This window comes from Streptomyces sp. NPDC051243, from assembly GCF_044455405.1.
In the GTDB taxonomy this organism is placed as follows: domain Bacteria; phylum Actinomycetota; class Actinomycetes; order Streptomycetales; family Streptomycetaceae; genus Streptomyces.
This window is the reverse complement of the sequence record NZ_JBITES010000010.1, coordinates 355,299-367,565: the sequence shown is the minus strand read 5'-3', so window position 1 is coordinate 367,565 and position 12,267 is coordinate 355,299. Positions and strand designations below refer to the sequence as shown.

General features: G+C 72.1%; 8 protein-coding genes. 4 read left to right on the top strand and 4 right to left on the bottom strand.

What is annotated here, in order from left to right:
* Positions 1-8 precede the first annotated feature (8 nt).
* Positions 9-1,037 carry a hemin ABC transporter substrate-binding protein gene (locus ACIBAG_RS26745; protein WP_399108187.1) on the bottom strand — a complete coding sequence of 343 codons (1,029 nt, stop codon included), beginning with the start codon at positions 1,035-1,037 and terminating at the stop codon, positions 9-11.
* Positions 1,038-1,160: 123 nt separating this feature from the next.
* Here ACIBAG_RS26745 and ACIBAG_RS26740 point away from each other — a divergent pair, with 123 nt between their 5' ends.
* The 4 genes from ACIBAG_RS26740 to ACIBAG_RS26725 all read left to right on the top strand — a co-directional run bounded on the left by ACIBAG_RS26740 (position 1,161) and on the right by ACIBAG_RS26725 (position 6,111).
* A complete protein-coding gene (locus ACIBAG_RS26740; protein WP_399108185.1) occupies positions 1,161-1,916 on the top strand; it encodes a hypothetical protein in 756 nt (251 codons plus the stop codon).
* Positions 1,917-1,955: 39 nt separating this feature from the next.
* Positions 1,956-2,903, top strand: coding sequence for an HtaA domain-containing protein (locus ACIBAG_RS26735; RefSeq protein ID WP_399108183.1), 948 nt, complete (start codon positions 1,956-1,958; stop codon positions 2,901-2,903).
* Positions 2,904-3,024: 121 nt separating this feature from the next.
* Positions 3,025-3,552, top strand: coding sequence for a hypothetical protein (locus tag ACIBAG_RS26730; protein WP_399108181.1), 528 nt, complete (start codon positions 3,025-3,027; stop codon positions 3,550-3,552).
* A 15-nt stretch (positions 3,553-3,567) separates the two neighbouring features.
* Positions 3,568-6,111 carry an immunoglobulin I-set domain protein gene (locus tag ACIBAG_RS26725; RefSeq protein ID WP_399108179.1) on the top strand — a complete coding sequence of 848 codons (2,544 nt, stop codon included), beginning with the start codon at positions 3,568-3,570 and terminating at the stop codon, positions 6,109-6,111.
* A 61-nt stretch (positions 6,112-6,172) separates the two neighbouring features.
* Here ACIBAG_RS26725 and ACIBAG_RS26720 read toward each other — a convergent pair whose 3' ends face one another.
* The 3 genes from ACIBAG_RS26720 to ACIBAG_RS26710 form a co-directional block, all read right to left on the bottom strand.
* Positions 6,173-6,898 carry a class I SAM-dependent methyltransferase gene (locus ACIBAG_RS26720; RefSeq protein ID WP_399108177.1) on the bottom strand — a complete coding sequence of 242 codons (726 nt, stop codon included), beginning with the start codon at positions 6,896-6,898 and terminating at the stop codon, positions 6,173-6,175.
* A 153-nt stretch (positions 6,899-7,051) separates the two neighbouring features.
* Positions 7,052-9,526 carry a SpoIIE family protein phosphatase gene (locus ACIBAG_RS26715; RefSeq protein WP_399108176.1) on the bottom strand — a complete coding sequence of 825 codons (2,475 nt, stop codon included), beginning with the start codon at positions 9,524-9,526 and terminating at the stop codon, positions 7,052-7,054.
* Positions 9,527-9,702: 176 nt separating this feature from the next.
* Complete coding sequence (locus ACIBAG_RS26710) at positions 9,703-12,126, bottom strand: MFS transporter (protein ID WP_399108174.1); 2,424 nt, start codon at positions 12,124-12,126, stop codon at positions 9,703-9,705.
* Between the last annotated feature and the right edge of the window lie 141 nt (positions 12,127-12,267).

The following is a 12,267-nucleotide window of genomic DNA, read 5'->3' as shown; positions in this document are numbered from 1 at the left end:
AACGCTTCTCACGTCCGGTGGAGACGATCCACCAGGATGTCGATCACCAGCGGCGTCCGCGGCCCGTACCCCAGCAGTACCCCGTCCTCCATGTCGACCACCCGCCGGTTCATCCCGGCCGGCGTCTGGCCGATCCCGGGAATCCTCACCAGTCCGTCGACGCCGCCGACGGATTCCAGGCCCTTGGTCATCATGAGGATCACGTCCGGCTGCGCACGCACCAGCGCCTCACTGGTGATCGGCGTGAACGGTTTGTCCAGGCCGCCCTCCTTGCCCGCGTCCACCGCCCCCGCGGCCTCGATCAGCGAGTCGGCGCCCGAGCCCTTGCCGCCGATCAGATAGACGGCCGCGCTGCCGCGCAGGTACAGGAAGGCGACCTTGGGCTTGCTGCCCTTGGGCACGGCGGCGCGGGCGGCGGCGAGTTCACCGTTCATGCGCTTGTTGAGGGCCTTGCCCGCCTCGGGGATCCCCAGTGCCTCGGCGATGCGGGTGGTGCGCGTGGTGACGTCGGACAGCCTGGTGGCCGGGTCGAGTACGACGACCGGGACACCGGCGTCACGGATCTGGTCGATGGCCTCCTCGGGCCCGGTGTCGGTGTCGGCCAGCACGACAGTCGGCCGCAGCGACAGCACGCTCTCCGCGCTCACGTCGTGCGCCTTGGTGACCTGCGGGAGGTTCTTCGCCTCGGCGAAGGTGGCGGTGATGTCCCGGCCGACGACACGGTCGCCGAGGCCCAGCGTGAACACGATCTCGGCGACACCGCCGTTGAGCGGCAGGATGCGGGAGGCGTCCTCGACGGTCACCTCACGGCCGTCCGAGGAGTCCACGGTGGCCGGCAACTCCGGTGTGGGCGGGGCGCCTTCGAGCGGCACGAGGGTGTTCTTCGCGAGTTGCTTCCCGGCCGCGGCGGCGCGTTCGCTCGCGGAGTCCGCGCCCGGGGCGGAACCGTCCGACGTGCTCCCCCCGCCGCCGCAGGCGCCCGTGAGCAACGCGAGCGTCAGACCAAGAGCGGCGAGGCGTCTCCGGGATACACGCATGGGTTTCCTTTCGTCTCTTCTGGCACATCACCGAGCAATACCTTAGGTTAGCCTTACCTTAGTTTCTCGTGGTGGGGGTGTTCCATGGCGTGGCCAAGTGGCCTGCACCGTAAGGGAGTTGGATTGATTCTCGGATTCGCGGGGGTGGCCGCCCTGCTGGTTTCGGCCGTCGGCCCGGCCTCGGCGGCGAGCGGCTCGGCGAAGGGCCCCGAGGGCCAGGAACTCACCGTCTCCAAGTCCTCGGGGCTCGATCCGAACGGCGAGACGGTGACCGTGACCGGCTCGGGCTACAACACCGAGAAGGGCATCTACGTCGCCTTCTGCGTGGACAACGGCGCCGGGAAGACCCCCACGCCCTGCGTGGGCGGAGTGGACATGTCCGGCGAGTCCGGGGCGTCCGCGTGGGTCTCCTCCAACCCGCCCTCCTACGGCGAGGGGTTGGCGAAACCGTACGAAGGCAGCGGCCACCAGGGCTCGTTCAGTGTGCGGCTCACCGTGCGGGCCGAGGACGCGAACACCGACTGCACCAAGTCCGGCGTGAAATGCGCGGTCATCACCCGCAACGACCACACACGGGGAGGCGACCAGAGCCAGACCGTCCGGATCCCGGTGACCTTCGGCGGCAGCGACGGGAGCACGTCGAGCGGCGCGGGCGACTCCGCGACACCGACCGCGACGGCCGGCGCGAGCACGACCGGCGGCGGCGCGGGCAGTTCGGGCGACGGCACCGAGAAGACGTCCGGCGGGCCGCTCGCCGACACCGGCTCCCTCGCCCTGACGGCCGGAGCGACGGCGGCGGGCCTGGTCGCGGCCGGCACCGGCGCCTGGCTGTGGGCCCGCAGGCGGCGGGCGGCGAACGCGGACTCGGCCGCGGCCTGACCCGCACTCGAACCTCGTTCCGTGAAAGGAGACTCGAAGATGACGCAGAGACCAGGCGCCGCCACCGTGACGGGCGGCGCCCTGCTCGCACTGCTCTGCCCGGGCGGCGCGTGGGCGCAGGACGGGACCGCGTTCCCGCGCGAGGTCTCGGGCGGCCACGCGAGCTGGCACACGGCGTCCGCCCGACTCGGGGACAAGGGCCTCTCGCTCGACATCACCGAACCCGCCGTACGGGGATCCGCGGACCGCGTCGGCTTCCCGACGACCGGCGGCGGCACCGACCCCGGAACCGGCGAACTGGAGGTCGAGTTGGGCGGCTCGGCTCTGCTGACCTCCCCCGCCGCCACGCGACCCCTGCCCCTCAGCGGCCTCCGGCTGCTGCTCGACGGCGAGGAGGGCACCCTCTACGCCCGTACGGTCGCCGACGGCAGGGCCCGCGAACTCGCCCTGGCCGACGTGGATTCCGGCACCGAACCCGTCGTACGGTCGACCGGCCCGACCTGGACCGGTCTCCAGGCGTCACTCACGGAGGACGGGGCGGCACTGCTGTCCGAGTGGAGCGGAGCCGAGTTCACGGCAGGGGACGCGTACGGGGCGCTGGACCTGACGCTGGCGACCGCCGGCGAACCAGCCGAAGCCGCACCGAAGACGACACCGCAGCCGGCACCCGCCCCCTCCGGCGAGAAACCGGAGGCGGCGACCCGGCAGACGACGACCCCTTCCGCCGCCGTCACCCACACCACCCTCGCCCCCGGCGGCGAACAGACCGTCACCGGGACCGGGTTCGGGCCCGGCGAGGTCGTCCTCGTCGCGATCGACGACGACACCCGGTACCAGGCGGTGGCCGACGAGGCGGGGCGGGTCTCCCGCACGTTCCCGGTGTACGGCACGGCCACCGAGGGCGCGCACACCGTGGAGCTCACCACGGTAAGCGGCGAGCGCAGGGCTGTCGTGGACTTCGGCGTGCGCTCCAACTCGCCTTCCTGAAAACGCCGATGGCATCCCCGTTGGCATCCCTTTGCCCTCCATTGACAAACAGTCCCAGCTGAAACTTAGGTTAGCCTCACCTAAGCAATTCCTTGGGTTCCTTCCAGAAAGGTCCTCCCTCATGAGAGCCATCCCCGCTGCCCGCGCGGCCCTCACCGCCGTCGCCGCCTCCGCGCTGACCCTGAGTCTGGCCGGCTCGGCCTCCGCCGCCACCTCGACCCGCACGGTCACCGACGGCGGCACGACCTACAACCTGTCGCTGACCTCCCCCGCCACGGCCGCCGCGGCCGGACAGGTCATCACCGTCTCCGGCTCCGGCTACAACACCGGCCAGGGCATTTACGTCAGCCTGTGCGTGATCGACGGGGCGCAGGGCGCCAACAAGCCGACGCCGTGCCTGGGCGGCCAGGACGAGGACGGCTCCACCGGCGCCTCCCACTGGGTCAACAACACCTTCGGCGGCCTGTTCGCCAACAGCTCCAGGTTCGGCACGGGCGGCACCTTCAGCGTGCAGATCTACGTCAAGGCCACCCTCGACGACGGCAGCGTCTGCGGCCAGGACGTCGAGTGCGCCGTGGTGACGCGGGCGGACCACTTCGACAGCGAGGACCGCAAGTACGACGTGCACGTCCCGATCACCTTCCAGTAACCGGAGGGACCCCCCATGCAGTACAGACGACCGGCGGCGCTCCTGGGCGCCGCCGCGCTCGTGGCCGCCTCCGTGGCCGTCGGTTCGGCCGCCCAGGCCTCCGACACACCGAAGACGGCCCTCGGCAAGGACGGCCAGAAGCTGACCGTCTCGGCTTCCGCGAACCTCGACCCCGACGGCGAGAGCCTCCGCGTCAGCGGCTCCGGCTACGACGCGGCCAAGGCCATCTACGTCGCCCTGTGCAAGGACAACGGCGACAACCGCGTCCCCACCCCGTGCCTCGGCGGCGCCGACCAGACCGGCACCGGCAGCTCCTCGCAGTGGATCGTCCCCGAGGGCGACGAGTACGCGGGCGACCTGGCCGTCGCCTGGGGCGCGGGTGGCACCTTCGACGTGGAGATCGGCGTCAAGGCCGAGGACAGCAGCCTCGACTGCACCAAGGTCAGCTGCTCGGTCGTCACCCGCGTCGACCACCGCAACCCCGGCGACCGCTCGCAGGACGTCCGCATCCCGGTCACCTTCGAGGGCCAGGACCCCGGGGACGGGGGCGGCGGTGACGGCGTGGACGTGCCGCCCGGCACCGTCGGCTACGTCCGGGCCGCCGAGTTCACCACCGCGGGCCGCCCGCTGGACCTGCTGCTGCACCCCGACTCCGGGAAGCTGTATGTCGGTTCGGACAACATCCCCGACACCGCGGACATCGCCGAACAGGGCCTGTACGCCATCGACCCGAAGGACGGCGGACTCCTCGGCCACATCCAGCAGGCCCCCGGCGCGACCGGCGCCCTCGCGCCGCGCGTGGTCCGCTGGATCGCCGCCCCGCTGGCCGGCGACGGCGTCGTCTTCCACTACCCGCTGCGCGGCATGGGCACCGCGAAGGACGGCGACCATGCCGCCAAGGGCGTGTGGCTGGCCGGCGGCAGGGTCACAGGCGTCGGACCCGGCAGCGACGCGTCCACCGCACTCGTCGCCCAGGGCGCCGTCCTGTCCCAGGTCGAGACCGGCACCGGCACGGTCAGGAAGAGCGCCACCCTGGAAGGCGGCGGCATCCTCGGCGTGGACACCGCACGCGGCACCGCCTGGTCGGCAGGCGCGGCGGGCGGGAAGCTGTACCGCGTCGACACCGGCTCCCTCGCGGTCACCGCCACCGTCGAACTCCCGGCGGCGTCCGTCCACTTCGTCGAGACGGACCCGGCGACCGGCAATGTGTGGGTGGGCAGCTCCTACGACGTGCTCGTCTTCGACAAGGACGGCAAGCAGCTGGCCAAGCTGACCGGCAAGGACCGGGCCACGGCCATGGCCTTCGACAAGGCCACCGGCGAGGCTTTCGTCCTGCGCGAGGACTGGGGCACCGCCGACGACGGCGCGGACAACGTCGGCGCCCTGGAGATCTACGACAGCGCCACCGCCCGCCAGACGGCCGAGCCCGTCGCCCTGCCCGGCAACCGCGCCGGCGCCTACGCGGGCGTCGCCGTCGCCCCCGGCGCCACGTCCGTCTATGTCACCAGCCAGGCCGAGAGCAAGGTCGTCAAGCTCGACCGGCGCGTCTCGCCGAAGATCGTCCAGTCCCCCACCGACCGGTCCGTCTCGCCCGGCGACAAGGTCACCTTCGTCGCGGCCGCCGAGGGTGCTCCCGAGCCCACCGTGCGCTGGCAGGTCAGCCCCGACGGCGGCCAGACGTGGTCCACGGTGGAGGGGGCCACGGCCAACGCGTACACGTTCACCGCCCGGGCCGCCCAGGACGGCTACCGCTACCGCGCCGAGTTCACCAATTCGGCCGGTACCACCCGCACTTCGCCCATCACGCTCACGGTCACCGCGCCCGGTGACGGCGGCGACAACGGCGGCTCAGACCACGGTGACGGCGGCACGGAGCCGTCCGGCTCCAGGACCGTCACCGGCCCGAACGGCCAGAGACTCACCGTGACCCCGGTCAACAACCTCGCCACCGAGGACCAGACCCTGAAGGTCACCGGCACCGGCTACGACACGAAGAAGGGCATCTACGTCGCCCTCTGCGTCGACAACGGCGACGGCGCACTGCCCACGCCGTGCATCGGCGGCGTCGACATGACCGGCGGCTCGCACTCCTCGGCGTGGATCTCCTCGAACCCGCCGGACTACGGCGAGGACCTGGCGGTCCCGTACGGCGCCGGCGGCACCTTCGAGGTCGAGCTGACCGTCGCCGCCAAGGACGAGTACACCGACTGCTTCAAGGCCAGGTGCGTCCTGGCCACCCGCAACGACCACACCCTCTCCGGCGACCGCTCCCAGGACGTCAAGGTCCCGGTCAGCTTCGTCGGACAGGACCCGGTGGACACGGACGACGACACCGGCGGCACGGGCGGGAACGGCGGCTCCGGTACCGGCACGACGGGCGGCAGCACCGGCGGCACGGATACCGGCTCCACAACGGGCGGTTCCGGCGGCACCGGCACCTCGACGGCGGGCGGCGGCCTCGCCACCACCGGCGTCACCGTGCTCTCCGTCGCCGCGCTCGCGGCCGCGCTGCTGGCCACCGGCTGGGTGGCGTACCGCAGGGGCCGTACCGTCAACTGATCTGTCCGCACGACGAATTCGCCCTCCGGCGCGCACGCACGCGCCGGAGGGCGAGCGGTTGTCAGACCATCCGGCCCGCCACCACCCACTTCGACGGCAGCGCGATCCGCGTGCCGTCCGGCCCGGACTCCGTGGTGACCAGCGGCAGTTCGCCGCTCGCGAGGACGGTGAGCCCGGCCGCGCGCAGATACTCGGGCACGGCGGCGTCGGCCACCTCGCCGGGGGCGATGCCGTGCCGGAAGACGGGCGCGAGCTTGGGCGGCGGCCCCGCCGGGCTCTGGGCGAGCCCCATGAGGACGGGCTTGGCGGACTCGGACAGTTCGACGAGGAAGGCCCGGCCGCGCTCGCCGACCAGCGTGGCGATCCCGTTCACCATCGACTGCCGGTCGTCGGGCTCGGCCTGGTGCAGCACGCCCCGCATATAGACGTTGGCGTCGCCGAGTTCGGCGTGCAGCGTCTCGGCCTCGGCCTTCTCCACCGCGTCGAACAGCCGGTACGCCGCCTGCCCCGCGGGGTCGGCGCGCCGGGCGTGGTCGAGGGCCGCGGCGGACAGGTCGGCGCCGAGGACGCGCGGGAAGCGGTCGGCGAGGAACCGGGTCTGGGTGCCGTTGCCGCAGCCCAGGTCCACCATCGGCAGGCCGGGATCGGCCAGGTGAGCCTCGAACAGGGCCAGATGGCGTCCGGCGGTCAGGGCCGGCTCCGCGTCCCAGAACACCGCCCCCGGTTCCTCGGGGGCTTCCCGCCAGAAGCCCTCCCAGGCCTCCCGGTACCGACTCGTCACGCTCATGACCGACTCCCCAGGGTGCGACGACGCCACGTCGTGAAGTGACGGGCGAGTACGGTTTATCGCGGCCTGGTTTCGGCCACAAGCTCGTGGCGCATACCTTCACCCCGCATTCGAGGCCGATACGCCGTCGTACGCCCTGCGGGCCTGAAGGGATCAGCGGCGCGGGAGCGTGAGTTCGAACCAGACGGTCTTTCCGGCGCTCGTACGGCTGGTGCCCCACTCTCGGGCCAGGGTGCTCACGACGCGCAGCCCACGCCCGGACTCGTCCAAGGAACCGGCGTTGAGCAGCGTCGGCAGGTCGTGATCGTCGTCGTCGACCTCGCACAGCAGCGTGTCGCCGCGCACCAGGCGCAGTTCGACCGGGCGGCCGTGGGAGTGCCGTACGGCGTTGGTGACGAGCTCGCTGACCAGCAGCTCGGCGGTGTGGGCGAGGCGTGGCAGGCCCCAGTCGTGGAGCTGCTCACGGACCACGGCGCGGGCCCGGCCGACCTCCACCGGGTCGAGGCCGATCCGCCACTCGGCGACGTCCTCGGGTTCGATGCCGTTGAGGCGGGCCATCAGCAGAGCCACGTCGTCCTTGCGGCCGCCACGGGTGTTGAGTGCGCGGATGACGGTGTCGCAGGCGTCGTCCATGGAGGCGGCCGGGTGGGCGGCGGACTCGCAGAGGGTCGCGAGGCCGACACCGATGTCCTCGCCGCGTACCTCGACCAGTCCGTCGGTGCACATCACGATCCGGTCGCCGGGCTCCACGCGCACGCGCACCGCCTCGAAGGGCACCCCGCCGACGCCGATCGGCGCGCCCGTGGGCAGGTCGAGCAGCTCGCTGCGTCCGTCGTCGGCGCGGACCAGGACGGGCGGGATGTGACCGGCGTTGGCGATGTGCAGTTCGCTCGCGATGGGGTCGTAGACGGCGTACAGGCAGGTCGCGAGGTAGGTGTCGCCGAGGCGCTGGGCGAGGTCGTCCAGGTTGCGCAGCAGTTGGGCGGGCGGCAGGTCGAGGGCGGCCATGGTCTGTACGGCCGTACGCAACTGGCCCATCATGGCCGCGGAGTTGAGGCCGTGCCCCATGACGTCGCCGACGACGAGGGCGGTGCGGGCGCCGGGCAGTTTCACCGAGTCGAACCAGTCACCGCCGACGCGCCCCAGCAAGGTACCCGGCAGATAGCGGGTGGCGATGTCGCAGCCCGCCATGCGCGGCGGGATGTGCGGCAGCATGCTGTCCTGGAGGGTCTCGGCGACGCTCTCCTGGTAGGTGTACATGCGCGCGTTGTCGAGCACGAGGCCCGCACGGGCGGCGAGTTCGGCGCCCGTGACGCGGTCCATGTCGTTGAAGACGGGCCGCTCGGGGTGGCGCAGCAGGATCATGAAGCCGAGGACGACGTTGCGCGCCTTCAGCGGTACGACCAGCATCGACCGGTTGGTGATCAGTGGCCGGATGTCACGCTTCTCGAACTGCGAGGCGATGGCGTGGCCCATCTGCTCGCTGATGCGCGGCACGAGGACGGGCTCGCCGCTGGTCATGCACTGGAAGAACGGCGTGTGCGCCGGAAAGGGCATGGCCTCGCCGACCGGAACGACGTCGTCCCAGCGGCCGGGTTCGTCGGTGTGCTCGACGGCGACCCGGTGCCACATGGTGGTCGTGTCGGGCACGCCGTCGGGGAATCCCTCACCCGCGACGACCTGCTCGCGCAGATAGGTGCCGGCGACGTCGGTGAAGCGCGGGACGACGGCCTTGCTGACCTCGATGATGGTCCGCGACAGGTCGAGGGAGGTGCCGATGCGGCCGCTGACCTCGTTGAGGAACTCCAGGCGTTCGCGTACGGCGGCGTATTCGAGGTCCTCGCCGTCGTCGGCGTGCTCCTGCGATAACGGCAGGCCCTCGGCGGCGGCCCGGGCGGCGCGCTCACGGCGGGCCTTGCGCTCCACGCGCCGGGGCACGCCCCAGTCGGGGGTGACGGGCACCCGGTCGTTCTGGCTGAACTCCAGGACGGGATAGCCGAGTTCGAGAATCTGGCCGACGATGCGGGCGCCTTCCTGGACGCTCATGCTGGGCAGGATCTCGGGGAGGCGGCGGGCGAGTTCCTCGGCTCCGGGGAAGTCGGTGTGCAGGGCGAAGCCGGGTGCGACGCGGTCGAAGCCGGGGTCGTCGTCGCCGTCGTCCTGCTGGAGCCGGCCCACGTCCGCGCCGAGCACGAGGAGCCGCTCCGGTCCGGGGCCCACGAGCGGGTACGCCCACCACAGGACGTCGACGCGCTCGCTCCCCCGTCCTTCGGGCGGGGCTGCCACCGTGTCGCCCCGCTCGGGCACGGTGAGGCGGGCGCGGCCCGCGGCCGGGTAGAACAGCCGCCCGTCGAGGGACGATTCGAGGTCGTGGCCGAGTCCGTCGTACGTCGAGTACGCCCCGTACGGCGAGATGTCCTCGTCCTCGGGCAGCGCTCCGGAGACGGGCAGCAGATCGACGGCCGGGCGTCCGATCGCCTCTTCCTTGTCGGCCCCGAACAGACGGCGTGCGCCGGAGCTCCAGTGGGACACGAGGCCCTCGCGGTCGACCACGACCACGGCCAGCGGGATGCGGCCGGCCGCGGCGTGCTCCGTCACCGCGCCGTCCCTCTCGGTGCCACGGTCCATGGCCCAGACCTCTCTCCCCACGGCTCCGCAAGATCTGCCGCCTACTCCACCGTACGGCTCCGGGCGGAGGCGATGTGCGGCAATACGGGAATTGGTGAGCCGGGAGCGCGCGGGCACGCGGGGACGCGGTGCGCTCCGCGTCCTCACAGGACAGCCGCGGGCTCCCGGTCCCCGGCTCAGTCGTCGTGTCCGAGCTGAAGGTCGCGTTCCGTGCGGCCTCCGCCGACGACCTGGAGCACGGTGGCGACCGGCGGGTAACCGGTGGCGATGACGGTGTACTCGCCGGTGGCGAGGTCGACGAACCGGAAGGTGCCGTCCGGGCCGGTGGTGAGGGTGTCCATGACGTTGCCGGCCGCGTCGAGCAGCGTCACGCGCGCGTCCTCCACGGGCCGCCCGCCGCCCGCCCGCACGGTGCCGCGCAGCAGGGCGCCGCCGGCGAGCTCGATGTCCTGGCGGGTCTCGCGGGCCGCCTTCACAATGGCGGGAACGGCGGCCGGACGGAAGGCGGGCGAGCTGGCGGCGAGGGTGTACTCGCCGGCGACCAACTCGGTGATGACGTAGCCGCCCTCACGGTCGCTGCGGGTGGTGGCGACGACCTCGCCGTGGACGTCGGTGAGTGTCACGGTGGCGTCCACGGGCGTGCCGTCCGGGGTGAGCACCCGTCCGGCGAGGCGTCCGGCGCCGCCGAGGACGATGTCCAGGTCGACGGGGCGCTCGCCGACGGTCACGGAGACGGCCTGCGGCTGGTGGCCGCCCGCGGCGGCGATCAGCACGTACGCCCCCGGGCCCGGCGTCACCAGCGCGTACCGTCCGTTCTCGCCCGTCGCGCCGCGTCCGATCTGCTGCCCGGCGATGTCGATGAGTGTGATCGCCGCGCGGGGTACGACGGTGCCGTCGGGGTGCTGCACGGTGCCGCGCACGGGAACGTCGGCGGTGCGCGGCGAGCGAAGCGAGATGGGGGTCCTTCCGCCCGAAGGGTGGGGGAGGCTCGGGGGGATCGTGGGGTTGACCGGCGCCGGTTCCGTCTCCAGGGCCGGGACGTCATGGGACACCAGGGGTTTCTCCTTGAGGAAGAGGGCGATCAGCAGGCCGAGGACGAGCACCGGCACCAGGTAGAGGAAGATGCGCGGCATGGCCTCGGCGTAGGCCCGGATGTAGCCGTCGCGCAGGTCCGGCGGCATGGCGTGGACGAGCTGCGGGGTGATGGACTCGGGGTCGGGCAGCCCGGCGCCCGCGCGCGTGGGCAGGTGTTCGGCGAGGGCGTCGGCGAGCCGGTCGGCGAAGAGGGTGCCGAAGACCGCGGCGCCGACGCTGCCGCCGATCTGCCGGAAGTAGTTGTTGGCGCTGGTGGCGGTGCCGAGGTCGGCGGGGCGCACGGAGTTCTGTACGGCGAGGATCAGGACCGGCATCACCATGCCGATGCCGGCGCCGAGCACGGCCGTCCAGACGCTGTAGTGCAGCCGGGGCGTGTCCGCTTCGAGGCGGGACAGCAGCCACATGCCGGCGACCGAGAGGGCGCTGCCGAGCACGGGGTGGAGCTTGTAGCGGCCGGTGCGGCTGATGAGCTGGCCGGAGATGATCGAGGCGCCGACGATGCCGCCCATCATCGGCAGCATGAGCAGCCCCGACTCGGTGGCCGTGGCGCCGTCGACCATCTGCAGGAAGGTCGGCAGATAGCTGGCCGCGCCGAACAAGGCGACGCCGATCACGAGGCCGACCAGGCCGGTGATGTTGAAGACGGAGTCCCTGAACAGCCGCAGCGGGATGAGGGGTTCGACGGCGAAGTGCTCGACGACGAGGAACAGCACGGTGGAGACCACGGCTCCCGCGCCGAGGCCGAGGATGACCCGCGAGTTCCAGGCGTGCTCGGTGCCGCCCCAACTGGTCAGCAGGACCAGGCAGGTGGAGGCGGCGGCGAGCAGCAGGGAGCCGAGGATGTCGAGCCGGCGCCTGCCCCGCGGCTTGGGCAGCTTCAGTGCGACGGCCACGACGGCCAGGGTGACGAGGCCGAAGGGGATGTTGATGTAGAAGCACCAGCGCCAGGACAGGTGGTCCGTGAAGTAGCCGCCCAGCAGGGGTCCGGCGACCGAGGCGAGGCCGAACGCGGCGCCGATCAGGCCCATGAAGCGGCCGCGCTCCCGGGCCGGCACGATGTCGGCGATGATCGCCTGGACGCCGATCATGAGTCCGCCCGCGCCGACGCCCTGGATGGCGCGGTAGGCGATCAGCTGGTCCATGGTCTCGGCCCGTCCGGCGAGTGCGGAGCCGGCGACGAAGACGACGATCGCGAACTGGAAGACGCCCTTGCGGCCGAGGAGATCGCCGAGCTTGCCGTAGATCGGCAGGCCGACGGTGGCGGTGAGCAGGTAGGCGGTGATCGCCCAGGACATCCTGTCCAGGCCGTGCAGCTCACCGACGATCTTCGGCAGCGCGGTGGCGACGATCATCTGCTCCAGCGCGGCCAGCAGCAGCGCGAGCATCAGGGCGAAGAAGACCAGCCGCACCCGGCGCGGGCTCAGTCGGGCCTCGGCGCCTTGGGGTGGAACCGGTGGAGGAGGTGCGGTGACGGTCTCGTCCTGCACCAGAGTCGTGCCGCCCACGTACCGCTCCCCTCACCGCACCTGCTCACAATTCCCGCATTAGGCGACAACTACGAGCAAGCACGGCAAGTTACGGCACCATCCCGGACACGACGGGGATCCACTCGATCCGGTGAGGAGGCCAAGGGCCCCCGCACACCG